A 24311-nucleotide genomic window follows, 5' to 3' on the forward strand; every position below is an offset into this window, starting at 1 on the left:
CCGCCCGCGTCCGAACCGAAAGGACCCGCACATGTCCGAGATAGAGATCCGCAAGGTCACCGCGAAGATCGGCGCGCAGATATCCGGCGTCGACATCGCCAAGCCCCTCGACGACGAGACCATCGCCGCCGTCCGCGCCGCCCTCAACGAGCACAAGGCGCTGGTCTTCGACGCCCACGGCCTGGACGACGAGGGCCAGCAGGCCTTCGCCCGCCGGTTCGGCGACCTCACCACCGCGCACCCGACCGTGCCGGCGGTCGACGGCGCCCCGAACGTGCTGCCCGTGGACAGCGAGCGGGGCCGCGCCAACCACTGGCACACCGACGTCACCTTCGTCCTCAACCCGCCCCAGGCCAGCACCCTGCGCAGCATCACCATCCCGCCGTACGGCGGCGAGACCCTCATCGCCAACTCCGCGGCGGCCTACCGCGATCTGCCCGAGCCGCTGCGCCAACTCGCCGACAACCTCTGGGCCGAGCACACGAACGACTACGACTACGCGGTGCCGGACGAGGAGATCGACGAGGAACAGGCCGAGCAGCGCGCCCAGTTCACGTCCATCAACTTCCGCACGGCCCACCCGGTCGTCCGGGTCCACCCGCTGACCGGCGAACGCGGGCTGTTCATCGGCGGGTTCGCGCAGCGGATCCTCGGCCTGTCGCTGGGCGAGTCCCGCAAGATCCTCGACATCCTCCAGGCGTACGTCACCCGGCCCGAGAACATCCTGCGCTGGCGCTGGTCCCCGGACCAGCTCGTCCTCTTCGACAACCGGATCACCCAGCACTACGCCATCGACAACTACGACGGTCAGCCCCGCCGCCTGCACCGCGTGACCGTCGCCGGTGACGTACCGGTCGGCGTCGAGGGCAAGGAGAGCTACTCGATCGCGGGCGACGCCTCGCACTACACCTCGGTCACGACAGTCGAGTAACCAGGCGGCTCCCCCGTCCCCCGAAAGGCCCTCGCATGCGTCACGCGAGGGCCTTTTTGTTGCTAGCGTGTAGTTGCATATAGATTGCAATAAGAGGTCGAGGGGACCCGCCATGCCCGTCTACACACTTCCCGAGCTGCCGTACGACTACTCCGCACTCGCCCCCGTGATCAGCCCCGAGATCATCGAGCTGCACCACGACAAGCACCACGCGGCGTATGTGAAGGGTGCGAACGACACGCTCGAGCAGCTCGCGGAGGCGCGCGACAAGGAGGCGTGGGGCTCGGTCAACGGGCTGGAGAAGAGCCTGGCCTTCCACCTCTCCGGCCACATCCTGCACTCGATCTACTGGCAGAACATGACCGGTGAGGGCGGCGGCGAGCCGCTGGCCGCCGACGGCGTGGGCGAACTGGAGGACGCGATCACCGAATCCTTCGGCTCCTTCGCCGGGTTCAAGGCCCAGCTGACCAAGGCCTCCGCGACCACCCAGGGGTCCGGGTGGGGCGTCCTCGCGTACGAGCCGCTGAGCGGGCGTCTCGTCGTCGAGCAGGTCTACGACCACCAGGGCAACGTCGGCCAGGGCTCGGTCCCGGTCCTCGTCTTCGACGCCTGGGAGCACGCCTTCTACTTGCAGTACAAGAACCAGAAGGTCGACTTCATCGACGCCATGTGGGCCGTTGTCAACTGGCAGGACGTGGCGCGGCGTTACGCCGCCGCGAAGTCCCGCGCGGATGTACTGCTGCTCGCCCCCTGAGGCCCAGCCCGTCGGGGCATCGCCCTTCGGGGCACGCATAAGCGTCCTGCTCGTGATCGTCTTCTCAACCTTCACGTGGCAGGCGGATGGAAGGAAAGCCCCCGCGAGGACATGACTCGCGGGGGCTTTCCCCATCCCCGGGGTCCACCGGCTGGTGGACGGCAAGTTCAACCGAGTCCACCGGCTGGTGGACGGCAAGTCCAACCGAGTCCACCGGCTGGTGGACGGCAAGTTCAACCGACCGCCTCTGTCCGTCAACTGCCCCTGCGGCAGCCCGCCCCGGTCCCGCTCACGGCCCGCGAGACGGACGTCCTGAACGCCGTGACGGACGGCCTCACCAACGCCGAGATCGGGCGCCGGCTGGTCATCGCCGAGGCCACCGTCAAGACGCACCTGCCGCGCCTGTTCGCCAAGCTCGACGTGAACGACCGGACGCGGGCGGTGGTGGTGGCGATGGAGAAGGGGTTGCTGCGGCGCGCGTCGCTGCTCTCACGCGCACTACCCGGTACTCGGAATCCGCGTCGTGATCTCGCAAGCGATGACCGCTGAACAGCACTTGTGACGCGGTGATGAGATTCCCGGGTCGCCATGGAGGGAGCGTCGAGTCTCTCGACATGCGGTGAGGACCTTGCAGCCGCAAGATCGGTATTCCCGTCACGGGCAGTGTGTCGACCGGGCACAGGGTCCGAGGTGGTGGCCGAGATCGTTCTCGCGAATGGCACGGTGGCCCAGGGAGAGCTGGCATCTCTTCTGTCCGGTGGGCTACGTTGTGCGGCGATGACTACCGGGACCTCATTGCGCCACACACGGATTGGTGACCCGGCGCTCCACTGAGCGCCGTACGGGCCGGTGTCGGCCCACTGTTGGATCGAGGATCCGGCGCTGCTGCGCGGGCTCCGCCTCCTGTCGTGTTGATCACCGCTCGACACGTCAACCACGACAGGAGAACTCATGCCCACCAAGACGCTGCACATTGCCACCGCGGACGGCCAGGCCGACGCTTTCGCCGCCTTCCCCGACGACGGTGAGCGGCACCCAGGGGTGCTGATGTACGCGGACGGCTTCGGCATCCGGCCCGTGCTACGGGAGTTGGCCCGCGAACTGGCCGGGCACGGGTACTACGTGCTCGTCCCCAATCCCTTCTACCGGCACGGCCCGGCACCGGTGATCGCGCTTCCCGAGCACATCGGAGACGAGGACAGGCCCGCGATCTTCGCCCAGCTGATGCCCTTGATCGAGGCGCACACCACCGACCGTATTCTGAGCGACGCCGACGCCTACCTCAGCTTCCTCACCACCCAGCCCGAGGTCGGCGCCGGTCCGGTCGCGGTGACCGGCTACTGCATAGGCGGCCTCCTGGCGATGCGTACCGCCGCGGCCCACCCCAACCAGGTGGCCGCCGTCGCCGCATTCCACGGCCCCGTGGGCGTCGACGGGCCCGAGCTCTTCTCCAAGCTCACCGCCCAGGTCCACCTCGGTCACGCCGAGGGCGACCTGACGCCCGAGGCCCTCGGCGAGCTCAACCAGACCCTGGACGCCGCGGGGGTCGGCTACACCTCCGAGATCTACCCCGACACCATCCACGGCTTCACCATGTCCGACACCGATGCCTTCAACCCCGCCGCACTGCAACGGCACTGGGACCGCCTGCTCCCCCTCCTCGACCGCACCCTGACCGGCCGTTGAGGCTCCAGCCCGGATACCGGCCCTGAAGCACACGGCTCCGAGGCCACGCCCCGTTTCCGCCCGTCCTGCGCTTGAGAACGAGGCCGTTCAGGCCGACAGCGGGGATCTGGGGGCGGTAGCCACCAGAAACGGGACGGGCAGGAGCGGAGGGCACGCAAAGACCTCCATCGGCCCCGCGGGCGCTTACGCTCGCGGGGCCGGGCGTCTTTCAAGGAGGCGTACATGCCGTACAAATGGTGCAAGAACTGCCGCAGGATGCGGGACTTCCGCCGTCTGGAGAGCGACGCGGAACGCGCGGCGACCAGGGAGGCGGTCAAGCAGACCACCGTGGACGCCTACATCCGCTGCGCCCACGAAGGCTGCGTACGAGTCCAGCGACGCGGCAGGAGCAGCGAGGGCGGAGACCTCCCCGACGGGTTCCGGATCCCCGCCGCCGAGTAGGACCTGGCCGAGTAGGACCTAAAGGTTGCTGAAGTCCGGCCCCGCCGTCCGCGAGCGCTTGATCTCGTAGAAACCGGGCGTGGACGCCACGAGCAGCGTGCCGTCCCAGAGCCTGGCGGCGGCCTCGCCCTTGGGCGCCGGGGTGACGACCGGACCGAAGAAGGCGATCTGCTCGCCGTCGGCGCCGGGGACGGCGATGACGGGTGTGCCGACATCCTGGCCGACCTTGTCGATGCCCTCCTTGTGGGAGGCCCGCAGCTCGGCGTCGAACTCGAAGTCCTCCTGGTCGGCGTAGTCGAGCAGGGACGCCGGAAGACCGACCTCGTCGAGCGCGGCGGCGACCGCCTCGAGGGTCGGGCCCTGGCCCTCGTTGTGGATGCGGGTGCCGAGCGCGGTGTAAAGGGGGCCCAGGATGTCGTCGCCGTGCTTCTGCCAGGCGGCGGTCACCACCCGGATCGGCTTCCAGGCCTTGGTGGCGAGCAGCTCGCGGTACTCCTCGGGCAGCTCGTCCAGCCTCGGCTCGTTCAGCACGGCGAGGCTCATGATGTGCCAGTGCACCTCGATGTCCCGGACCTTCTCCACTTCCAGCACCCAGCGCGAGGTCATCCAGGCCCAGGGGCACAGCGGGTCGAACCAGAAGTCGACGGGGGTCTTGCCGGAACCGGAACTCGTCTGGGCGGTCTGCTCGGGCATGGTTCTCCTCGGAAAGTGGTGTTACCGAAGCCAACACCGTCGGTCGCCCGACCCATTCCCGGGTGCCCGGTGTCAGGGGCACATGGCAGGATCGGCACGGTACCGACCTGTCCGGCCAGCCCTGAGGGAGTGCCCCCGTGCCCGGTGAGAATCTGTCCCGCGACGAGGCCCGGGAACGGGCGGCACTGCTGTCCGTCGACGGGTACGAGGTGTCCCTCGATCTGCGCTCCGCCGTCGGGGACCCTGCCACCGGCCCGGCCGCCGATGGGGCGCCGCGCACCTTCCGCTCGGTGACCACCATCCGCTTCCGCTCCGCCGAGCCGGGCGCCACCAGCTTCGCCGACCTGATCGCGCCGAGCGTGACGGCCCTCTCGCTGAACGGCAAGGATCTCGATCCCGGCGAGGTCTTCGACGGGACCCGGATCGCCCTCGAAGACCTCCAGGCGGACAACGAACTCGTCGTCGACGCCCAGTGCGCCTACTCCCGCACCGGCGAGGGCATGCACCGCTTCGTCGACCCCGAGGACGGCGAGGTGTACCTGTACACGCAGTACGAACCCGCCGACTCCCGCCGCGTCTTCGCCAACTTCGAACAGCCCGACCTCAAGGCGCCGTTCCGCTTCGAGGTAAGGGCCCCGGAGGGCTGGACCGTGTGGAGCAACGGCGTCGGTGAACTCACCGACGGCGTCTGGAAGTTCGCCGAGACGAAGCCGATCTCGACCTACATCACCGCCTTCGCGGCCGGCCCGTACCACTACGTGACCGACACCTACACCCGCACCTTCGACGACGGTACGACGCTGGAGATCCCGCTCGGCGCGATGTGCCGCAAGGGTCTGGCGCCCTACTTCGACTCCGAGGACGTCTTCCTCGTCACCAAGCAGGGCCTGGACTTCTTCCACGAGCACTTCGACTACCCGTACCCCTTCGGAAAGTACGACCAGGCCTTCGTGCCGGAGTACAACCTCGGCGCGATGGAGAACCCCGGACTGGTCACGTTCCGCGAGGAGTTCATCTTCCGCGGCAAGGTGACCCAGGCGTCGTACGAGGGCCGGGCGAACGTCATCCTGCACGAGATGGCGCACATGTGGTTCGGCGACCTGGTCACCATGGAGTGGTGGGACGACCTGTGGCTCAAGGAGTCCTTCGCCGACTTCATGGGCGCGTTCTCGCTGGTCGGGGCGACCCGCTTCAAGGATGGCTGGATCACCTTCGCCAACCGCCGCAAGGCATGGGCCTACCGCGCGGACCAGCTCCCCTCCACGCATCCGATCACGGCGGACATCCGCGACCTCCAGGACGCCAAGCTCAACTTCGACGGCATCACGTACGCCAAGGGCGCCTCCGTACTGAAGCAGCTCGTCGCCTACGTCGGCCAGGACGCGTTCCTGGAGGGCGCGCGCCGCTACTTCAAGCGGAACGCGTACGGCAACACGCGCCTCGGCGATCTGCTGTCGGTCCTTGAGGAGACCAGCGGGCGCGACCTGGCGTCCTGGGCACGGTCGTGGCTCCAGACGGCCGGGGTCAACTCCCTCACCCCGCAGGTGATCCTGAGCGCGGAGGGCCGGATCACCGAGCTGGCCATCCTCCAGGAGGCCGCGGAATCTCATCCCGAACTGCGCCCGCACCGGGTGGCGGTGGGCCTGTACCGCCGGACGCCGGATGGCGCGGTGGAGCGGTACGCGCGGGCCGAGCTGGACGTCGAGGGGCCCCGTACGGTCGTCGCCGAGCTGGTGGGCGCCGAAGCCCCGGACCTCGTCCTGGTCAACGACGACGACCTGACGTACTGCAAGATCCGTTTCGACGAGGGCTCGTTGGCGACGCTGCGGGAGCGGCTCGGCGAGATCACCGACCCTCTGGCGCGCGCCCTGTGCTGGTCGGCGCTGTGGAATCTCACACGTGACGCCCTCATGCCGGCCCGCGACTTCCTCGAGCTGGTGCTGCGCTTCGCGGGACGCGAGTCCGACATCGGTGTCCTGCAGATGCTGCACGCCTGGGCCGACTCGGCGCTCACCTTCTACGCGGCGCCCGACTGGCGTGCGGAGGGCGAACGCCTGCTCGCCGAGGGTGCGTTGAAGGAGCTGCGATTCGCGGAGCCGGGCAGTCAGCACCAGCTGACCTGGGCCCGTTTCTTCGCGCGGGTCGCGTCCGGCGCGGCCGATCTCCAGCTCCTTCGGGGCCTGTTGGAAGGCACGGCGAAGATCGACGGACTCGATGTCGACCAGGAGCTGCGCTGGGCGTTCCTGGAACCGCTGGCCGCGCACGGGGGCGCCGACGAGGCCGCACTGGCCGCCGAACTCGCCCGCGACGACACGGCGTCCGGCAAGCGCCACCAGGTCCGCTGCCTCGCCGCCCGCCCCTCGGCGGCGGTCAAGGCCCAGGCCTGGGCCTCCGTGGTCGAGTCCGACGCCCTCTCGAACGCCCTGGTCGAGGCGACCATCGCGGGCTTCGACCAGGCCTCCCAGCGGGAGTTGCTCGCTCCGTACGCCCCGAAGTACTTCGCCGCGATCGAGCGGGTCTGGGCGGACCGCTCGATCCAGATCGCCATGGACGTCGTGAAGGGACTCTTCCCCTCCTTCCAGGACTCCCAGGAGACCCTGGACGCGACGGACGCGTGGCTCGCGGCCCACGAGAGCGCGGCACCGGCGCTGCGCCGGCTGGTGCTGGAGGCGCGCGACGATCTGGCCCGCGCGTTGCGGGCGCAGGCGGTTGACGTAGCGGCCGCGGGCTGACGCAGGAGACCACTCCTGAGGGCACCGGTTGTGGCCGATGCCCTCAGGGGTGGTGAATTACCGGCGCACTCAGTGGTTACGAAGTACAGATATACAGACCCGTAACCTCCCGTGCCCCCCATCCGGAGCAGCGCCTTTCGGCAGTCGAACGCCCGTACTTTAGGGCGGGCTTGTCCGGATTTGTCGACGAGCGTGTAACAGCGGTTAGAGGGCGGCCCCGACGCGGGAAACCCCGGTTCATGAACCACAACACCCCGCTCTCCCACACCCCCCACTCCCCCCGCCCCCTCCGTCACCTCTCCCACGTACAGCGGCGCGTGCTGACCACCGCGCAGCTGCGGGCGCACGGTGTGAGCGCCGCCGAGACGAACGAGCAGTGCCGGCCCGGCGGCCCCTGGCAGCAGTTCCTCCCGGGCGTCTTCCTTCTCCACGCCGGGCCGCCCACCTCCGAGGAGCGGCTGCACGCGGTCCTGATGTTCGCCGCCCGCTCCCCCGTCCAGCCGGCGCCCGCGATCCCCGTCCAGCCGGGAGCCGAGGCGCCGCACGCCTCCCAGCCCTACACGGACGCCCTCGTCACCGGCCTGGCGGCGCTCACCCTGCACGGCTTCACGTCGGCTCCCCCGCTGCCCTCCCTCGACAAGATCGACGTCCTGGTGCCCCGCCTGCGCCGCCTCCGCTCCACGGGCTGCGCCCGCATCGTCCGTACGCCGTCCCTGCCGGCCCCGTCGTACGTCACCGGCGTCCCGGTCGCCCCCGTCCCCCGCGCCCTCGCCGACGCCGTCGCGGAGTTGTCGGACGCGAACGCCGTACGCCGTCTGCTGACGGAGGCGGTACGCGGCGGGCACTGCGAACCGGCCGCGGTCGTACGGGAGTTGACCCAGGCCAAGCTGCTCTCGCGCCCCCATGTGGTGGACGCGGTGGACTCGCTCCTCGCGGAGGGCCGCTCGATCGCGGAGGACCGGCTGTACCGGATGGTCGAGGAGTTCGGCCTGCCCGACCCGGTCTGGAACGTGGACCTCCGTCTCCCCGGCGGCCCCCACCTCGGCGGTCTCGACGCCTACTGGCCGGAGCAGGCGGTGGCCGTCGAGCTCGACACCCGCGCCCCCCGCCAGGACGAGGACGCCCTCTGGTCGGAGTACGCCCGCAAACGCGAGCACCTGGAGCGCCTCGGCATCACCGTCGTGTACATCACCCCGAAGAAGCTGCGCGACACGATGGAGCAACAGGCGACGGTCGTCCGCACGGCGCTGATGGCGTCGAACGACCGCGATCCGGCGGCCTATGTCGTGGTGCTGCCCCGGTAGTGACGGACCGCGGCCGCATCAGGAGGGGAGAGGAGGGACCGCCGGGGTGCCGGGGGTCCCTCCTCACATGCGGTGCAGCAAGGTGGCAGTTTGAGTTCGTTCAGGGCTACTTGTCGCAGTACTCTCCCTCGATCAGCGGCACGACGTCTCCCGACCAGTCGCCGTTGAAGTTGAAGGAGAGGGCGTGGCTGCCGTCGGGGGTGGTCAGGGCGACGGAGGACGAGCCGTGGATGCCTCCGTCGTGGCCCCAGAGTTCGACTCCGCAGCTGAGTTCCAGGCCGACGATGCCGAGGCCGTAGCCGGTGTTCGTGCTCTCGTCGATCAAAATGGTGGTCTTCATCTCCTTGAGCTGCTGCGGCGGGAGGAGCTTGCCGCGGAGGAGGGCCGTGTAGAAGCGGTTCAGGTCGGAGGAGTTGGAGATCAACTCGCCCGCGGCGGAGGCCAGGGAGGGGTTGAGCTCCGTGACGTCGTACGTGGGTCCTGTCGTCGTCTCGGCCAGCTTCCCGTAGGCGCGACTGCTCGGCTGGGGCATCTTGGGATTCGTGCCCGGGAGGAGCGTGGCGTGCAGGCCCAGGGGCTTGATGATGCGGTCGGTGATCTCCGAGCCGTAGGAGTTGCCGGTGACCTGCTTGATCACCATGCCGGCCAGGACGTAGTTCGTGTTGGAGTAGTTCCACGAGGTGCCCGGGGCGAAGTCCGGCTTGTGGGTCATGGCGACCGCGACCAGCTGGGCCGGGGTCAAGGTGTCGTAGCGGTGCTCGAAGAAGCCGTCCTTGAAGAGGTACGTACGGGCGAAGTCCTCGTCGTCCGTGTAGTTGCTGATACCGCTGGTGTGGTTGAGGAGTTGGCGGATCGTGATCAGGCGTCCGTCGTGACCGTTGCCCCGCACCACGCCCGGAAGCCACTCCTCCACCTTGTCGTCCAGCGACAACCGCCCCTCCGCCTCCAGTTGGAGCAGGACGGTGGAGACGAAGGTCTTGGTGATGCTGCCCACGCGGTAGCGGTCGGCCGTGCTGCGGGGCTCCTTCGTCTTCAGGTTGCCCACACCTGACGTGGCGGACCAGGTGCCGTTCTTGTCCTTCACCGCCGCTGTGACGCCCGGTACGCCGTCCTTCACGACGGCGTCCATGGCCGCACGGGTCGCGGCATGGTCCCCTCTCACGGGAGCCGCCACCGCGGGTCCCGCCAGAGTCACCGCCACCGCCACCGCGGTCGCTCCCACCAGTCCCGTACGCACTGACATGTCTTCCCCCTTCGTCGACGAACACGATCGAGGAGAGGGACCCGGCGGGCGGGCGCGAAGGTTGCCCGGCCGTACGCCAGTTGGGCCTGTTTCAGCCCTTCTGGCCGCCCGCGTCCTCGTGGTGGATGTGGATGTCGCCGTTCGTGACGCCGTAGAGCGTGCCGTTTCCCTTCGCCGTGTTGGTCTGGGTCGTCTCGGCGGGCTGAGTCACCTTGACCTGATTGTTGTCGCCGACCACGACGGGGGCGGAGACATCGCCTCCGATGTGGATCTCGTTGTGGCTGGGACGCTTGCGTGCCATGGGTAGAACTCCTCGGGTGAACTCGGGTGAAGAGGAAGGCGTCGGCTACAACTCGCGGGTCAGGGTGAACGACCCGCAGGAGTAGCACTCCGCCACCTGGCCGGTGTCCGACGTCAGTTCAATGGTGAGGTCGGCGGTGTCTCCGTCCGGGTTGAGCGTGACGGAGACGAGGACGTCCCCGAGCGGGGCCGCGCCGCACGAGTTGTCGTCGGCGTCGTAGAGCGGCTCCGTGGCGGAGTAGGTGCCGCCGCTGCCGGTGTATTCCGAGGTGTAGGAGCCGCCGCAGTTGTCCTCCCACTCCACTGTGTAGGTCTCGTATCCCGCCTCGACGAATTCGTACGTCCCTCCCTCGCTGCTCCACCACACCCCCGCGAGGCCGGTCGGCGTCGGTGTGGGCGTGGGCGTGGGTTCCTCCTCGTAGAGACCCGTGTCCGGCGGATACGGGTCCACCGGATCTGTGTCGTACAGTCCCGTGTCCGCCGTGTCCGCCGTGGAAATGTCGAGGGCCGAGCTCTCCGCACGGTTCTGCTCGTCCTGGTACTGGTTGACGGCGACTCCGCCGATGGCGACGGCGATGATGACCGCGGCCACCTTGAGGGCCGCGGCCACCCCGGTGGATGCCGGTGCTGCTCCCGCGGCGCCCACACCCGTGGAGGCCGCGTGGGTGCCGCCCGCCGCCGAGTGCGCGGTTGCGCTGCCGACCTCCCCCACTCCGGGCGGGGGCGTCGCGACCACGTGATGGGCGGCCGTCACGGGATCGGCGGGGACGCTGGTCCCCTGTGTCGCCGCGCTTTGCGCAGAGGACAGGTCCGGCGGGGAACTCCCGCTCTGAAGAGACGACGGATCGACACTCGGGGAACCCGCGCCCTGCACGGACGACGGATCCGGACCTGAACTGGTCAGCGCATTCCCGCCACCGTCCGTGTGCGGCGTCGCGGCCGACGCCGGGTCGGCGGGCGATGGCTGCGGCACGTACTGCTGTGCCGTCGACGCGGCATCCACTCCGTGCATGTCGCCCAACTGCCGCCAGAGAATCGCTGCTTCGGCGAGCAGCACCCCGGCGAGGACGCGGTTGCCGACCAGGAAGTTGCGGATGCCCCGCTCATGCGTGAAGTACGCGACGGCTTGCCGGTCGCCCGCGTGCTGAGCGGCGGGGAGCCCCTGGTCGAGGAGGCGGCCCCAGATCCCGAAGCGGAGGGAGCGGGCGAGGGCGGGTGACGCGGCCCGTACGACCTGGACGGCGAGGTCCGCCCGCCCGGCCCGCTCGGCGAGCTCGGCGACCACCTCCAGGGCCCTGGCGTGGCCCGCGATCTCGGCCGGAGTGGTCGTCGGGCGGGTGATCCACGTGGTGAAGTGATGACAGAGCCGGTCGACGGGTACCGGCTCGGAGCCGCCGCGCCGCCGCAGCTCCGGTACGACGTCGGAGACGACGCGGTAGCCCAGTTCCGTCTCCTCGGCCAAGCCGAGTTCGGTCAGGTTCGCGCACAGCTCGGACGCGTCCGACGCGTCACTGAGGGCGCCGATGTGCTCCGGGGCGAGTTCGGCGTCACCGAGGGTGGCCAGGAGATGCAGTGCGCGGATCGACGCGCCGTCGAGGCTGTCGAACAGCAGGGGGAGCAGCTCCGCGACAGCGCCGGGCCTGGGCAGTACGGACTCGCCCGACGGGTCGAGACGGGTGAGGGCCGCCGCGCGGAGCAGCAGCAGGGGGCGGCCGTGCGCGGTCTCCCAGAGGGTGGACGCGGTGTCCTGCTCGTCGGGTGCCGTCACGGGCCGGCCCAGCTCCCGGGCCAGCAGCAGCATCGCGGCGGCCCGGTCGATCCCGTGGAGCCGCAGCGCCGTGCCGTCGCCCAGCAGCGCCCTGTCCCGCGCGGCGAAGACGAAGGTGGCCTTCGGAGCCGTGTCCATGAGGGTGCTGAGCTGTTCCCGGGTGAACGTGGCGTTGTCGACGTACACCGTGATCTTGAAGTCGGCCATCAGCCGGCACAGCTCAGTGCGCGAAGGGGCGTAGCCCCGGGACTCGTAGCAGGCTTCGAACATGTCCTGGGCGAGATCCTCAGGCTCGCGCCGGGCGGCGTCGAGGAAGAGCACGCCGTGCCGTCCAGGAGGAAGTTCGTGGGCCGCGTACCGCAGGAGTGCGCTCTTGCCGATTCCGGGCGGACCCCACAGCTGAACCGCGTTACCGGTCCGCACGGCGTCCTTGAGCGCCTGGAGGTCGGCTTCCCGGCCCAGCGGGGTGTCCTGTCGACGAGGAAACAGCTCGACGCGCTCGCGGGGCGTCGGCTGCGGCCGCTCGCCCTCCATGAGCAGGGTCAATGTGGACCCGTGGTCCACGCCGATGACCAGGTTGTTGGACCCTACGACCACGGGCGCGTTGGCGTCCCCGCCGACGTCCGCCCGGTTCTCGGTCCGCCCGTTGTCATCGCCGTCGTCGCTCGCCATGGCCACCCCGTATTCGTGCTCGTGCCGATCTGCCGAGGCGTCACGGTAGCCACCGGCGGTCACCGCACCACCATCAAATTACGGTTTTCTCTCGGGCCCATCCATCTTCAACACCGATTCCTCACAGCAGGCCTCAACTCCCTTTGAGAACAACGAACTTCACCGATTGGCGTAGGCGATCCCGTGGAGCCGGTCGAGGTCGTCGACGCGGATGGAGCGGTAGCCCGGGGTGACCGCTCCCGCCTTCTTGAGCCCGCGCAGGGCCTTCTGCACGCTGGGTTCCGACGCGCCCGCGAGGGTGGCGAGTTCGGGTTGGGTGATCGGCCAGCGGATCTCGGCGCCCGCGCCGACCGGATCCCCGTACGTCATCGCGAGATGGTGCAGCACCCGGGCCACCCGGGTAGCCGCGTCGCAGCCGGTGAAGGTGACACGGTGGGTGGTGGCGGCGCGCAGCTTGGCCACGACGGTCTGCTGGAGGGCGTGGGCGATCCGGGGCTCACGCCGGGTGCAGGCGACGAGGTCGGCCCGGGTCACGCTCCGTGCGAGGACCGGCCCGCAGGCGGTCACCGTGGCCGAACGGGGTTGTCCGTCCACCGCGGCGAGTTCACCGACCACATCTCCTCCCACCCGTACGGCCAGCAGGGCGTCACGGCCGTCGTCGGCGCGCCCGGTGACCTTGACCAGCCCGTCGAGCAGGATCAGCACGAAGTCCGTCCGGTCGCCCTCCCGCATGAGCACCCGCTCGGCCGGGTACCGCATCCGCGCCCCCAACATCAGCAGCCGGTTCCGTTCGGCCCGGCCAAGGCCGCCGAGCAGGCTCGACGACGGCCAGTCCCGCTCCTCACCCGGCCGCCGCCCGGTCTCCGCGCGGCTCGCGTCTGCGCCGTCCATGGCCCCAACCTCTCCCGAGGTACCGATCACGTCACCCGGACCCAGTGTGCGTCCCGGAACCCTGCTGCGTCAGGATCACGCACACCGGCGTACGCACGGTTCCCACCGAACCCTGTATTCCTACGAGTTGTGCGCAAGGAACCAGGGGAACAGTGGGGTACGGGGGATACGGCGCGGAGCTCGCACACCCGCGCTCCGCGCCGTGCGCCACCCGCAACCGATCCGGAGAAGGGCCGCATGGAAGCACAGTGGGAGTACCGGGCCGTCCTGGCCGTGGACATCGAGAAGTCGTCGGGGCGGGGAAACGTGGCACTGCTGCGGAACCGCGACGCGCTGCGGACGATGCTGGGCGAGGCGTTCCGGCGCAGCGGCATCGAGTGGGACGCGTGCGTACGTGACGATCTGGGCGACGGTCTGCGCGTGACCGCGCCCGCCCTGACGCAGAAGGCGAGTCTGGTCCACCCGCTCGTCCACGAGCTGGCGGATCTGCTGCGCGAGCACAACCGTGCCCAGTCCCACCCGCAGACCCGGATCCGTGTCCGCGTCGCACTCCACGCCGGAGAGGTCTGCCTCACGTCGTCCGACGGGGTCGCGGGAAGCCCGCTCGAAATCCTGGCCCGGCTCCTCGACGCCCCTCCGGCGCGCACGGCGCTTGCCCGGGCTCCGGAGTCGGTGCCCGTCTCGCTGCTGATGTCGCAGCACTTCCACGACGAGACGGTGCGGCACGGCTACCCGGGCATCGATCCGGCCGCCTTCCGCAAAGTGGGCTTCACCCTCAAGGAACTCACCGCCGACGCCTGGCTCCACACGCCCGGATGGACGCCCCCGCAGGAGCCGGAGGCCAAGGCCTCCGCCAAGAAGGACGCCGCCAAGAAGCGGGACAGGCGGCAGGGCAATACGAAGATGGTCAACAAGGCTTCGGGGAACGGCGTCATCTACGCCGCGCAGAACGGCGACCAGCACATCCGCATCACCCCAAGGCCGTGAAGGAGCCTCTGTGAACGAGGAATTGACCGTACTGGCGGAAGCGAGCGCCGCCGCGCTCGTCACGGCGATGGCCACGGATGTCTGGCAGGAGACGAGGAGCGCGTTCGTCGGGCTGTTCCACCGCTCCGACCGTGACCGCCGGGCCGCAGTGGCGGCCCAACTCGACGGCAACGCCGCGCTGGTGGGGGAGTCCGCGGCCCCGGACGACGTACGACGGACGCTGTTCGACTACTGGACCATGGAGTTGGCGGCACTGCTGGACCGTGATCCGTCCTGCCGGGATTCCCTCGCCCGGCTCGCGGCCGCCGCCGACGGCGCCCTGGTGGACGGCCTCCGGGCGTACGTACTCGTGCAGACGAACACGGCCCGGGATTCCGCGACCGTGTTCGCCGTGCAGCGCGGAACCCAGCACGCCCACGGCCGGGTCAGCCCTTCTTGAGGACCAGCTCCGTGTTGCGGTCCCGCGACGTGCCCGCCATGTTCGTGACGTCGCCCGGCCTGTTGAAGGACAGCTCCCGGTAGAGGGCGGCAAGGCCCGTCTGGGTGAGGTCGGTGAAGTCCGTGGCCTGCGGGGCGGCGGCCTCGATGAGGGTGGTGAACAGGGAGATCGTGCCGTCCTTGTTGTCCACCAGCTCGATGATGCGGGCGAGTTGGGGGAAGTCGACGTGCGAGGCGGTGGAGATCTCCCAGAAGGAGCGGCCGCCGGGCTCGGAGTGCGGGGTGATCTCGTTGCGGTGGATGTGGCCGTTCACCCAGGCCACCACATTGGCGTGGCCGGCGAGCGTCGCGAGGACGTCGTCGCCGCCGTGGCGCTTCTCGTCCGGGCGGGCCGGGTCGCGGAGGGTGTTGCTCATCGACCCGCTGGTGTGGTGGCTGAAGACGACCGCGTACGAGTCCTTGTTGTCGCCGAGCGTCCTGTCGAGCCACTTCAGCTGGGCCGACCCGAGGGAGCCCAGGTAGTGGCCGCCCGGGTCGGTGGTGTCGAGGCTGATGCCGATGACGTCGTCGGAGATGCGGAAGGAGTAGTACTGGGTGCCCGCGGTGAGGTTCGCCGACGAGTAGCCGTGTCCGACGGGGCCGACGCCCGCGTACGCCGGATCGAGGTGCGTCCTGAGGTAGTCGGCCGGGGTGAAGGGGGCGCGCTTCTCGTCCGGGGTGACCGAGCGCAGGTCACGCGCGTGCGCCTGGAGGAACTCCCGGTACCGCACACCCTTGGGGTCCGTGGCGTTCCTGATGGCGTCCTGGAGGGGCTTGCACTGCGCCGCCGACGCGTTCATCAGTTTCTTGCCGCCGACCGCGAAGTCGGCGAGGAAGGGGTCGCTGTGGGAGGCGTAGCAGCCGAGCGGCAGGGAGTCGTGGTTGCCGACCGTGGAGTACCAGGGGAGGTTGAGGCCGGGGCTCTGCAGTTCGGCGGTCGCGGCTTTCAGGAAGCCGTCGAGGTGCGGGAAGCCGCGCTGCTTGTCGGCGTCGCGGATGCTGGAGTCGGGCTGCCAGTACTGCGTGAGACCGCTGTTCTGGACGCCCTCGTAGGCACGCGGATCACCGCTGTTGGGGGTGATGCGGCCACCGCTCATCACCTTCATGAACCATTCCAGCTCGGACTTGGCGTTGTTGTCCGTGTTGTCGCCGGTGGTCATCGCGAAGTGCAGCGGGGAGCCTGTGACGGGGGCTCCCGGCAGTGAGTTGACCCGCTCGACGAGCGAGACCGCGCCCTGCACGGAGAGGATCTCGTGCGGTCGCCAGGCGTGGACGTCGGCCGAGCGCACGAACTCCAGGCGCAGCGGGTGCTGGGTGTCCATCAGGTGCAGGTCCGTGAGCTGCACGAACGCGGCGAGCGCGGTACGCCGTTCCGCCCGGCCCGACTTGGCCGAGGCCAGCTCGCTGCGCACGACCCGCTTCCAGCCGGGGCCGTCGCCGAGCCGCCGGTATCCGGTGGAGCTGTTGCGCGGGGTGGCGACGCTGCTCAGGGTGGTGCCGCGCTCGTAGGGGTCCAGCCGGCCGATGGGGGCCCGGCGGGACACCGCCACCGGCGCCTCGGCCGCATCGGCGGCGGCCTCCGTCGCGGCGTGCGCGTCGGGGCCGGGCCGCAGGGCGATGCCGATCCCCGCGGAGAGGGTCACCGCGCCGGTGGCTGCCAGCAGGGTGCGGCGGTTGAGGTCGGATGCGGCGGCGACAGAGCGTATGCGTGACATGGCGCGATCTCCCCGATTGCGAACGCGTCGACAGTGGTCGCGGGAGGCTCGCCTCGCGAACTCCCCGCTCATACTGGATCGTTGACACCAGGAATGACCTGCGCGTTAACTGTGCCACAACGGGCAACGCCGATCATCATACGTGGATCTTGGACCACCCCGTGCACCCACGGGCGTCCATGGAGCCCACCTCGAACGGCCTGGAGGCGGTCACTCCGTGTTCATCTTGCGGGGTAACACGGGTATGGGCGAGCGGTCATGGAGGAGCGGTCGCGAGCAAGCTGACGCGGATGAGCGGTCACAGGCAACCGGTCCCGGATGAGCTACTTCACCACGCGACCCACCGCCGGACGCTCCCGCCACAACGCCAGCCCGATATCAACCAGTCCGATCCGGTTCAGCCCGGATACGGCATCCAGTGGGTGCCAGGCCGCGAGATCGGTCGAGCCGTTCGTCTCGGGGCGCAGTTCGCCGCCGGTGATCCGTCCCTCGTAGACGAGCCGCAGGGCGTGATGGTCGGCGATGACCCCGAGGCGGCGCGGAATCTGTCGCCGGAACGAGTCCACGCCGAGCAGGCCGGTGGCCTCGAAGACGTACCCCGTCTCCTCCTCGACCTCGCGGACGACGGTGTCGTACGGGTCCTCCCCGTGGTCCATGCCGCCGCCGGGCAGCATCCACTCGGGCGTGCCGTCGTCGTCCCGGCCGCGGGCGAGCAGCAACTCCCCGTCCCTGACGCATATGGCGTAGGCCGCCACCCTCAATTCGTCGCGCACTCCGTGACGTTAACGCTCCAGGCCCGGATTGGCAGCCGAATACTCGGGGGCGGACCAGGTCAGCGGGCTGTGGGCGGGTGTCTCGACGACCTCGTCGACGAGGAAGCGGACCGTACGCTCACCGTCGCGGTCGAACTCGGTGCGCGCCGTGCCGGTGAGCTGGAGTACCGACCCCGACACCCAGTCCAGGAAGAGCAGCCCGGCCCGCGGGTCGACCGTCAGGTTGCCGAGGCTCAGGAACATGGCGTTGCCGGGATAGTCGGGCCAGCTCAACTCGCGGGGTGAGGTGGCGCGCACGAAGCCGGGGTTGCCGCCCCGATGGCTGGCGTCGGCGCCGTGCTCATGGACGGTGGAGAGGAAGAAGGTGTCGGAGGACTCGACGAACTCCCGCTGCCCCGGGGTGAGTTCGGGGCCGCGCAGAGCTGTCGCGGAGACGCGGTCGACCGTCTCGTACGACTCCCTGCGCTGGAGGTACTTCGGGCAGTTGGAGAAGACCTGGTCGGCCACGATCGCGAGGCCGCGGGAGGTGGGGCGCGCCCTGCCGTTGAGGCGCATACGTCGGCGGGTGCGCGGGTCGAGCGCGATGGTGCCGACCGGGGTGTCCGGTGCGGCGAGCGCGGTCGTGAGCGGGTCGCCCGCACGGACTCCGCCCACCACCGAGATCTGGTGAGGAGCCGTGGCCCGGACGAATCCGGGCTCGCCGGTGAGCAGCGAGGCCCATACGGCGCCGCTCCCCGGGTCCGCGGCGCCGAGAACCAGCATCGGCTGCTGCTCCAGGAAAGCCGCGGCCACCGGCCGGATGCCCTGCCCGACGGCCCGGTCCATGTGGTCGGCGGCCTCGCGGACGCCGACCCGGTCCTGCATGGCGCGCGAACCGGGGTGATACGTCACGGCACATCCCTCTCGTGGAAGTAACCTCTAGAAGAAACCGCAGGTCGGAGCGGACTCGGACGGTGCCGGCGCCCCTTCGGCGCCACTCTCCGCGTAGATCTCCAGGCGGATGCCGTCGGGGTCGTGGAAGAAGATGCCGCCGGAGGTCCCGCCCTCGTGGTGGGCGACCACACCCTCGTACGCGAACTCCACGCCGTACTCGCGCAGAGCCGTCTCGTACGTCCTCACCTGGTCGATCGAGTCCACTTCCAGCGCGAGGTGGTGCAGGCCGGCGCGGCCGCTGTCGTGCGAGCCCTGCGCCTGCTGCCACAGCGTGAGGACGAGGCCGCTGTCGCCTCCCAGGAACGCGTATCGCCGGTCCTCCTCCTTGCCCTCGCCCATCACGCCGAAGCCCAGCACGTCGCGGTAGAAGCCGAGTGAGCGATCGAGGTCCGTGACGTTCAGACCGATGTGGCCGGTGCGCGGAGTCATGACAGTCCCCTCTGTCGTTGGGCAGGCCCCCCAAAGAACCTAACCCCTGTAATGGAGATTAGAGGTTAGACTCACAGAGCGCAACCGGTCACCTACCCTTGAGCGGTTAGCAGTGAAGGGAGCCTCCGCCATGTCCGCCGCCCGTGACCCGCGCCCGCTCGCCGGGGAGCCGGTCTCACTCGACCTGCTCAACACCCGTTGGATGCATGAAGGGACCGCGCGGGATCTACTGACGGACACCGACGGGCTGGCGGTGTGGCTGGCGGCCAACCGGCTCGGCTTCCCGGCGAGCGGGGCCGTCCTGCGGCACACGCTCCAGGCGCGGGACGCCCTGACAGCCGTCGTCGACGGATCCCTCGCCTCGGGTGCCGCCGGCCTCGACGCCGTCCTCGCGCACGGGCGGGTGCGGCTCACGCTGACCGCCCAGGGGCAGGGCGAGAACCCCGAGTTCAGCGACCCGTCCTGGGGGCCGGCCTGGCTCGCCGCGCGCGACTACCTGGAGCTGCTGCGCACCGCCCCCGACCGGATCCGCGGATGCGCGCACGAGTCGTGCGTCCTGCACTTCTTCGACACCTCACGGAACGGCACCCGCCGCTGGTGCTCGATGGCGGGGTGCGGAAACCGCGCGAAGGCTTCACGCCATTACGCGCGCCACACGAAGGGCGACTGAAAAGGGGCAAGTCGCCGCCATTCGGGATTGATCCCCCTCGGTAGACAGGGGGTTTTCCCCACACCCCCATATCGATTCGGTCAACTCTCCCTAAACATCCTTCCCATGAGTAAAGCTGAGCGATCATCCGGGATCACCTCCCGGACGTCCGTGGCCGAAACAGATCGGCCCCGGTCGCTCCACGCTCGCTCCTTTACCTACAGGGATGCTGATGACCCCCGACTCTCAGCGCGCTCCGATATCGGGCGCGAGACGCGTGGCCCGGATAGCCGTGGCCGCGGGACTGGTGGCCGCGCTTTCCGCGGCCGGGCCGATACCCATGGCCTTCTCCGCTGGAACCGACACTCCGGTCGCGGACCCCGTCGTCAAGTCCGCGAGCGAGAAGCTCGGTTCGGACGACGCGGACCTCCTCGCCGACGCCAAGGCGGCCGGCGACAAGAACGTCACGATGATGATCGCCACCGCTCCCGGCCAGACCGAGCAGGTCGCCGGCCAGCTGGACGCGGTGAAGGGCGGCTCGGTAGGCGAGACCTACGACGAGCTCGGCTACGTCCGCGCCACCGTCCCGACGGCCAAGGCCGACTCCGCCATCGAGGCCGCGACGAAGCTGTCCTCCGTGCACGGGATCGACCTGCGCCAGGAGATCGCGCTCGACGACCCGACGCCGAGCGCCGACACCGCCAAGACCTCGGGCAACGTCTCGACGGCGGCCACCTACCCGGCCCCCTCCAAGACCACGCCCGCCGAGAACCCGTACAACCCGTCCTTCGAGACGGGCGCCGTCGACTTCGTGAAGAAGAACCCGAAGGCGGACGGCCGGGGCATCACCATCGGCATCCTCGACTCCGGTGTCGACCTCGGGCACCCGGCGCTGCAGAAGACCACCACCGGCGAGCGCAAGATCGTCGACTGGGTCACCGCGACCGACCCGATCCTGGACGCCGACGCGACCTGGCGCCCGCAGGTCACCCCGGTCTCCGGGCCCACCTTCACCTACAGCGGCAAGACCTGGACGGCGCCCGCGGGTTCGTACCAGGTCAGCCTCTTCCGGGAGTCCTCGACCGCGGGCGGCGACGCCGCGGGCGACGCGAACCGGGACGGCGACACCACCGACACGTGGGGCCTCCTGTACGACGCGGCGGCCGGCACGGTCCGCGTCGACCTGAACAACAACGGCGACTTCAGCGACGACACGCCGCTGAAGCCGTACAAGGACGGCTACCAGATCGGCTACTTCGGTACGGACAACCCGTCCACCGACGTCGTCGAGCGCCAGCCCTTCGTCGTGGAGATCCGCAAGGACGTCCCGATGGACCCGTACGGCGGGTCCTGGGTCGGCAAGAAGGCCGACTTCGTCAACATCGGCGTCATCGAGTCCGAGCACGGCACGCACGTGGCGGGCATCACCGCCGCGAACGGCCTGTTCGGCGGCAAGATGAACGGCGAGGCCCCCGGCGCGAAGATCGTCTCCTCGCGCGCCTGCACCTGGAGCGGCGGCTGCACCAACATCGCGCTCACCGAGGGCATGATCGATCTCGTCGCCAACCGTGGCGTCGACATCGTCAACATGTCGATCGGCGGTCTGCCCGCGCTGAACGACGGCAACAACGCGCGCGCCGAGCTCTACACGCGTCTCATCGACACCTACGGCGTCCAGCTGGTGATCTCCGCGGGCAACTCCGGCCCCGGTGCCAACACCATCGGCGACCCCGGCCTGGCCGACAAGGTCATCTCGGTCGCCGCGTCCATCTCCAAGGAGACCTGGGCCGCCAACTACGGCTCGCAGGTGGAGAAGGACTACGCGCTGCTGCCCTTCTCCTCGCGCGGACCGCGTGAGGACGGCGGCTTCACGCCGACGCTCACCGCGCCCGGCGCCGCGATCAACACCACGCAGACCTGGCTGCCCGGCAGCCCGGTCGCCGAGGCGGGCTACTCGCTGCCGGCCGGTTACTCGATGCTGCAGGGTACGTCGATGGCGTCCCCGCAGGCCGCGGGCGCCTCGGCGCTGCTGCTGAGCGCCGCCAAGCAGAAGGGCATCGCCCTCACCCCGGCGACCCTGCGCACGGCGCTGACCTCAACCGCCGATCACATCAAGGGTGTTCAGGCGTACGAGGAGGGTGCGGGCCTCATCAACATCGTGGACGCGTGGAGCTCCATCAAGGACGGCGCGACCGCCCACGACTACACGGTGAAGGCGCCGGTCGACACCGCGATCGACTACGCGCTGGCGACCCCGGGCTTCGGTACGGGTCTGTACGACCGTGAGGGCGGCCTCAAGGCGGGCCAGAAGAAGACGTACGACGTCACCATCACGCGTACGTCCGGCGCCGACAAGGCGCTCACCCACGAGCTGTACTTCGAGAACAACGCCGCCGGCACCTTCAAGATCGTCGGTTCCGACGTGGTGAAGCTGCCGCTGAACCAGCCGGTGACCGTCAAGGTCCAGGCCGCGCCGAAGTCGGCCGGTCTCAAGAGCGCGATCCTTGAGGTCGACGACCCGAAGACCGAGGGCGTCGACAAGCAGATCCTGTCGACCGTCGTCGTCTCCGCGCCGCTCAACTACACGTACGCGGCGTCGGGTTCGGTGCAGCGCAACAGCAGCACGTCGTACTTCGTCACCGTCCCCGAGGGCGCCAAGTCCCTCGAGGTGGCGATCAGCGGGCTGAAGGCGACGAGCCAGACCCGGTTCATCGCGATCCACCCGTACGGCGTTCCGGTCGACAACACCTCGACCCCGTACTGCTACAACAACTACCTCAACGGCAACGGCTGCAAGCCCGACGTGCGTTCGTACGCGGACCCGCAGGCCGGCGTCTGGGAGATCGAGGTCGAGTCGCGCCGTACGTCGCCGCTGCTCGACAACCCGTACAAGCTCGACGTCTCCGTGCTCGGCGTGGCCTTCGACCCGGCCGTCGTCACCGTCCCCGAGGCCAAGGTCGGCACCCCGGCCCCCGCCTCCTGGACCGTGCAGAACAACTACGCCGCGCTCGACGGCACCCTGAAGGGCGGCCCGCTCGGCTCCTCGCTGACCGCGCGGCCGACCATCGCCGACGCCGAGACGCAGACGACGACGGTCGAGGTGCCCGCGGGCGCCGCGTCCCTCGACGTCGCCATCGGCAATGTCTCGGACCAGGCGGCGGACCTTGACCTGGCGGTGTACGACGCTACTGGCAAGCAGGTCGGCCTGTCCGCGGACGGCGACTCGGAGGAGGCGGTCTCCATTCCCAAGCCCGCCGCCGGTACGTACACCGTCGAGGTCGTGGGCTACGCGATCCCGTCCGGCTCGACCGCGTACGACTACCAGGACGTGTTCTTCTCGTCCGCGCTCGGCACGGTCAACGTCGACGAGTCCACTCCGGTGAAGCTCGCCACCGGCGCCTCGGCCCCGGTGTCCGCGTCGGTCACCGCCGCGGCCGCGGCGCCCGAGGGACGCGAGTTCTTCGGCCAGGTGCAGCTGGTGAACGCCCGCGGCACGGTCGCGGGCCTCGGCAGCGTGAAGATCGAGAAGGTCACTCCGTAGCTTCTACGGTTCTGGGGCGGGCGTCCGGTTTCGGGCGCCCGCCCTTTCTCATGCGCCCGGGCAGACGCAGGCGAGTCTCCTGCGCCCGGTCATTCGCAGGCGAGGTCGCCGAGTTCGCGGGAGTCGGGCAGCGCGTCGAGGATCCAGGTCCGTTCCTGGGCGATCTCCTGCTCACTCGTCGACCAGGTGTCGGGCGAGGCCTCGCCCCGCGCGATGCCGACCAGGACGTGGTCGCCCTTGTGGAGCCCGGGCTCGATGTCCTCGTCCATCAGGAAGGTGATCTGGTCCTTCCCCTTGTCCGGCTTGTAGTAGCGGCTCACGTCGAGCGTGATGCGGTCCTGGGCGGCGGCGGGGAGCGGCTCGACCTGCGCGACCGTGCCCTCGACGATGAGGCGGGAGCAGGCGATGTAGCCCGGGGCGCTCAGCTTGGATCCTCCACTGGTGTCGTCCTGAGCACCGGCGGCCTTGTCCGCGCTCGACGACCCTGCGTCGCCCACGCCCTGCCCGGCCTGCACCACGAGCCAGCCCGTGCCTGCCAGCAGGGCGGCGGCGCACGTGACGGCGAGGGCGCCGAAGGCGATCCTCAGGGGGCGTCGTTTCCTGGGAGAGCGTACGTGCACCGGTTTGACCGCCGTGGCCGTCTTCGCTCCGTCCGCCAGCGCGTCGCCGATGAGCGTCAACTGCTCGCGCAACAGCGCCACATCGGCGAGCGCCGACCCGTGCTCCGCCATGAACTCGGCGTCGTCCTGGGCTCCTTCGGGCAGCGGTTCGTCCGTGATCGCGGCCAGGAGCGCGTCGACACCTTCGTACTCGGCCACGTCACACCACCTCGTCCTCATGCAGGCGGGCGCGCAGAGCCCGTACCGCCGTGTGCAGCCTGCTCTTGACCGTGCCCTCCGGGATGCCGAGCTCCTCGGCGATGCCTCGGACGGGCAGGTCGGCGTAGAAACGCAGGACGAGGACCTGCCGCTGGGAGTCGGGCAGTTCGTCCAGGCCCCGGGCGACGGCGAGCGAGAGCACGTTGGAGTCCTCGTCGGAGGAGTGCTCCGGCTGCCGCAGCGAGGCCAGGCGTTCGCCTATCCGCTCCTGGCGGCGCTTGGCCCGGTGCCAGTCCATCGCCAGGTTGGAGGCGACGACCGCCGCCCACGCGGACACGTCACGCGGCGCCTCGTCCCCCTTCGCCGCGCGCTCCAGCAACCGTAGGCGGACCTGCTGTACCCCGTCCGGCAGGTCCGCCTGCGGTACCCCGCCGAGTGCGAGCACCGCACGCACCCGCCGTTCCTGCGCCGCGTCCAGGGGATCGTCCACCTCGTGGCCGCCCCCCTGGCCGCGACGGGTCTTTCTGCGCAGCACAGCCACCCCTCCCCTCCCGCGTTTCCCCTACGACGCCGG

At 69.8% G+C, this 24311-nt stretch carries 21 protein-coding genes and 1 pseudogene; 11 read left to right on the forward strand and 11 right to left on the reverse strand.

Annotated features, from left to right (window positions below; all coding sequences use genetic code 11):
- The first annotated feature begins 31 nt into the window (after positions 1-31).
- From ACIPC1_RS04310 to ACIPC1_RS04330, 5 genes and pseudogenes are all read left to right on the forward strand, one after another.
- On the forward strand, positions 32-931 hold the full coding sequence (locus ACIPC1_RS04310; protein WP_402513068.1) for a TauD/TfdA dioxygenase family protein: 900 nt from the start codon (positions 32-34) through the stop codon (positions 929-931).
- Between the two features lie 112 nt (positions 932-1043).
- Entirely contained in the window at positions 1044-1685 is a 642-nt protein-coding gene (locus tag ACIPC1_RS04315) for a superoxide dismutase (RefSeq protein ID WP_402513070.1), read from the forward strand.
- A 267-nt stretch (positions 1686-1952) separates the two neighbouring features.
- A pseudogene (locus ACIPC1_RS04320) lies at positions 1953-2234 on the forward strand (response regulator transcription factor); the annotation flags it as partial.
- Positions 2235-2636: 402 nt separating this feature from the next.
- A complete protein-coding gene (locus ACIPC1_RS04325; protein ID WP_402513072.1) occupies positions 2637-3371 on the forward strand; it encodes a dienelactone hydrolase family protein in 735 nt (244 codons plus the stop codon).
- 222 nt (positions 3372-3593) lie between these two features.
- Positions 3594-3812 (forward strand): hypothetical protein, encoded by a 219-nt coding sequence (locus ACIPC1_RS04330; RefSeq protein ID WP_384373961.1) that lies wholly within the window; start codon positions 3594-3596, stop codon positions 3810-3812.
- Positions 3813-3830: 18 nt separating this feature from the next.
- Here the strand turns inward: ACIPC1_RS04330 and ACIPC1_RS04335 are convergent, their stop codons facing one another.
- Positions 3831-4505 (reverse strand): DsbA family protein, encoded by a 675-nt coding sequence (locus ACIPC1_RS04335; RefSeq protein WP_384373958.1) that lies wholly within the window; start codon positions 4503-4505, stop codon positions 3831-3833.
- A gap of 137 nt (positions 4506-4642) precedes the next feature.
- Here ACIPC1_RS04335 and pepN point away from each other — a divergent pair, with 137 nt between their 5' ends.
- Positions 4643-7237 (forward strand): aminopeptidase N, encoded by a 2595-nt coding sequence (pepN, locus tag ACIPC1_RS04340; RefSeq protein WP_402513074.1) that lies wholly within the window; start codon positions 4643-4645, stop codon positions 7235-7237.
- A gap of 239 nt (positions 7238-7476) precedes the next feature.
- Positions 7477-8541, forward strand: a complete 1065-nt coding sequence (locus ACIPC1_RS04345) for a hypothetical protein (RefSeq protein WP_402513076.1) — start codon at positions 7477-7479, stop codon at positions 8539-8541.
- A 106-nt stretch (positions 8542-8647) separates the two neighbouring features.
- On the opposite strand, the gene ACIPC1_RS04350 is transcribed toward ACIPC1_RS04345, so the two are convergent.
- The 4 genes from ACIPC1_RS04350 to ACIPC1_RS04365 all read right to left on the reverse strand — a co-directional run bounded on the left by ACIPC1_RS04350 (position 8648) and on the right by ACIPC1_RS04365 (position 13415).
- On the reverse strand, positions 8648-9784 hold the full coding sequence (locus ACIPC1_RS04350; protein WP_402513078.1) for a serine hydrolase domain-containing protein: 1137 nt from the start codon (positions 9782-9784) through the stop codon (positions 8648-8650).
- A 91-nt stretch (positions 9785-9875) separates the two neighbouring features.
- On the reverse strand, positions 9876-10085 hold the full coding sequence (locus ACIPC1_RS04355; RefSeq protein ID WP_402513079.1) for a hypothetical protein: 210 nt from the start codon (positions 10083-10085) through the stop codon (positions 9876-9878).
- 45 nt (positions 10086-10130) lie between these two features.
- Positions 10131-12587: an ATP-binding protein gene (locus tag ACIPC1_RS04360; protein ID WP_402513081.1), complete on the reverse strand. Its 2457-nt coding sequence runs from the start codon at positions 12585-12587 to the stop codon at positions 10131-10133.
- A gap of 96 nt (positions 12588-12683) precedes the next feature.
- On the reverse strand, positions 12684-13415 hold the full coding sequence (locus tag ACIPC1_RS04365; protein WP_402513082.1) for a Crp/Fnr family transcriptional regulator: 732 nt from the start codon (positions 13413-13415) through the stop codon (positions 12684-12686).
- A 237-nt stretch (positions 13416-13652) separates the two neighbouring features.
- Here ACIPC1_RS04365 and ACIPC1_RS04370 point away from each other — a divergent pair, with 237 nt between their 5' ends.
- A complete protein-coding gene (locus tag ACIPC1_RS04370; protein WP_402513084.1) occupies positions 13653-14402 on the forward strand; it encodes a hypothetical protein in 750 nt (249 codons plus the stop codon).
- A 10-nt stretch (positions 14403-14412) separates the two neighbouring features.
- On the forward strand, positions 14413-14841 hold the full coding sequence (locus ACIPC1_RS04375) for a hypothetical protein (RefSeq protein ID WP_402513086.1): 429 nt from the start codon (positions 14413-14415) through the stop codon (positions 14839-14841).
- Here the strand turns inward: ACIPC1_RS04375 and ACIPC1_RS04380 are convergent.
- The 4 genes from ACIPC1_RS04380 to ACIPC1_RS04395 form a co-directional block, all read right to left on the reverse strand.
- Positions 14828-16594, reverse strand: coding sequence for a TIGR03767 family metallophosphoesterase (locus ACIPC1_RS04380; protein WP_402513087.1), 1767 nt, complete (start codon positions 16592-16594; stop codon positions 14828-14830). The two genes, ACIPC1_RS04375 and ACIPC1_RS04380, sit on opposite strands and share 14 nt — an antisense overlap.
- Before the next feature lie 323 nt (positions 16595-16917).
- Positions 16918-17367 carry an NUDIX hydrolase gene (locus ACIPC1_RS04385; protein ID WP_402513089.1) on the reverse strand — a complete coding sequence of 150 codons (450 nt, stop codon included), beginning with the start codon at positions 17365-17367 and terminating at the stop codon, positions 16918-16920.
- A 9-nt stretch (positions 17368-17376) separates the two neighbouring features.
- Positions 17377-18231 (reverse strand): pyridoxamine 5'-phosphate oxidase family protein, encoded by an 855-nt coding sequence (locus ACIPC1_RS04390; protein ID WP_402513412.1) that lies wholly within the window; start codon positions 18229-18231, stop codon positions 17377-17379.
- 54 nt (positions 18232-18285) lie between these two features.
- Positions 18286-18729 (reverse strand): VOC family protein, encoded by a 444-nt coding sequence (locus tag ACIPC1_RS04395; RefSeq protein WP_402513091.1) that lies wholly within the window; start codon positions 18727-18729, stop codon positions 18286-18288.
- A gap of 130 nt (positions 18730-18859) precedes the next feature.
- Here ACIPC1_RS04395 and ACIPC1_RS04400 point away from each other — a divergent pair, with 130 nt between their 5' ends.
- The gene (locus tag ACIPC1_RS04400) at positions 18860-19399 is read left to right on the forward strand and encodes a CGNR zinc finger domain-containing protein (protein ID WP_402513092.1); all 540 of its coding nucleotides are present in this window, start codon (positions 18860-18862) and stop codon (positions 19397-19399) included.
- A gap of 211 nt (positions 19400-19610) precedes the next feature.
- Complete coding sequence (locus ACIPC1_RS04405) at positions 19611-22919, forward strand: S8 family serine peptidase (RefSeq protein ID WP_402513093.1); 3309 nt, start codon at positions 19611-19613, stop codon at positions 22917-22919.
- 89 nt (positions 22920-23008) lie between these two features.
- Here ACIPC1_RS04405 and ACIPC1_RS04410 read toward each other — a convergent pair whose 3' ends face one another.
- Positions 23009-23737 carry a hypothetical protein gene (locus ACIPC1_RS04410; protein ID WP_402513094.1) on the reverse strand — a complete coding sequence of 243 codons (729 nt, stop codon included), beginning with the start codon at positions 23735-23737 and terminating at the stop codon, positions 23009-23011.
- A 1-nt stretch (position 23738) separates the two neighbouring features.
- Positions 23739-24278 carry a sigma-70 family RNA polymerase sigma factor gene (locus ACIPC1_RS04415; protein WP_384373930.1) on the reverse strand — a complete coding sequence of 180 codons (540 nt, stop codon included), beginning with the start codon at positions 24276-24278 and terminating at the stop codon, positions 23739-23741.
- Between the last annotated feature and the right edge of the window lie 33 nt (positions 24279-24311).

Origin of the sequence: Streptomyces sp. NPDC087263 (assembly GCF_044744645.1) — a bacterium.
GTDB lineage: Bacteria > Actinomycetota > Actinomycetes > Streptomycetales > Streptomycetaceae > Streptomyces.

Bases quoted from the DNA above. Each gene is read 5' to 3' on its own strand.
- ACIPC1_RS04380 (WP_402513087.1), bottom strand. From the start codon at position 16,594: ATGTCACGCATACGCTCTGTCGCCGCCGCATCCGACCTCAACCGCCGC.
- ACIPC1_RS04395 (WP_402513091.1), bottom strand. From the start codon at position 18,729: ATGACTCCGCGCACCGGCCACATCGGTCTGAACGTCACGGACCTCGAT.
- ACIPC1_RS04355 (WP_402513079.1), bottom strand. From the start codon at position 10,085: ATGGCACGCAAGCGTCCCAGCCACAACGAGATCCACATCGGAGGCGAT.
- ACIPC1_RS04310 (WP_402513068.1), top strand. From the start codon at position 32: ATGTCCGAGATAGAGATCCGCAAGGTCACCGCGAAGATCGGCGCGCAG.
- ACIPC1_RS04405 (WP_402513093.1), top strand. From the start codon at position 19,611: ATGACCCCCGACTCTCAGCGCGCTCCGATATCGGGCGCGAGACGCGTG.
- ACIPC1_RS04365 (WP_402513082.1), bottom strand. From the start codon at position 13,415: ATGGACGGCGCAGACGCGAGCCGCGCGGAGACCGGGCGGCGGCCGGGT.
- ACIPC1_RS04315 (WP_402513070.1), top strand. From the start codon at position 1,044: ATGCCCGTCTACACACTTCCCGAGCTGCCGTACGACTACTCCGCACTC.
- ACIPC1_RS04390 (WP_402513412.1), bottom strand. From the start codon at position 18,231: ATGCAGGACCGGGTCGGCGTCCGCGAGGCCGCCGACCACATGGACCGG.
- ACIPC1_RS04335 (WP_384373958.1), bottom strand. From the start codon at position 4,505: ATGCCCGAGCAGACCGCCCAGACGAGTTCCGGTTCCGGCAAGACCCCC.
- ACIPC1_RS04330 (WP_384373961.1), top strand. From the start codon at position 3,594: ATGCCGTACAAATGGTGCAAGAACTGCCGCAGGATGCGGGACTTCCGC.
- ACIPC1_RS04370 (WP_402513084.1), top strand. From the start codon at position 13,653: ATGGAAGCACAGTGGGAGTACCGGGCCGTCCTGGCCGTGGACATCGAG.
- ACIPC1_RS04325 (WP_402513072.1), top strand. From the start codon at position 2,637: ATGCCCACCAAGACGCTGCACATTGCCACCGCGGACGGCCAGGCCGAC.
- ACIPC1_RS04345 (WP_402513076.1), top strand. From the start codon at position 7,477: ATGAACCACAACACCCCGCTCTCCCACACCCCCCACTCCCCCCGCCCC.
- ACIPC1_RS04350 (WP_402513078.1), bottom strand. From the start codon at position 9,784: ATGTCAGTGCGTACGGGACTGGTGGGAGCGACCGCGGTGGCGGTGGCG.
- ACIPC1_RS04400 (WP_402513092.1), top strand. From the start codon at position 18,860: ATGTCCGCCGCCCGTGACCCGCGCCCGCTCGCCGGGGAGCCGGTCTCA.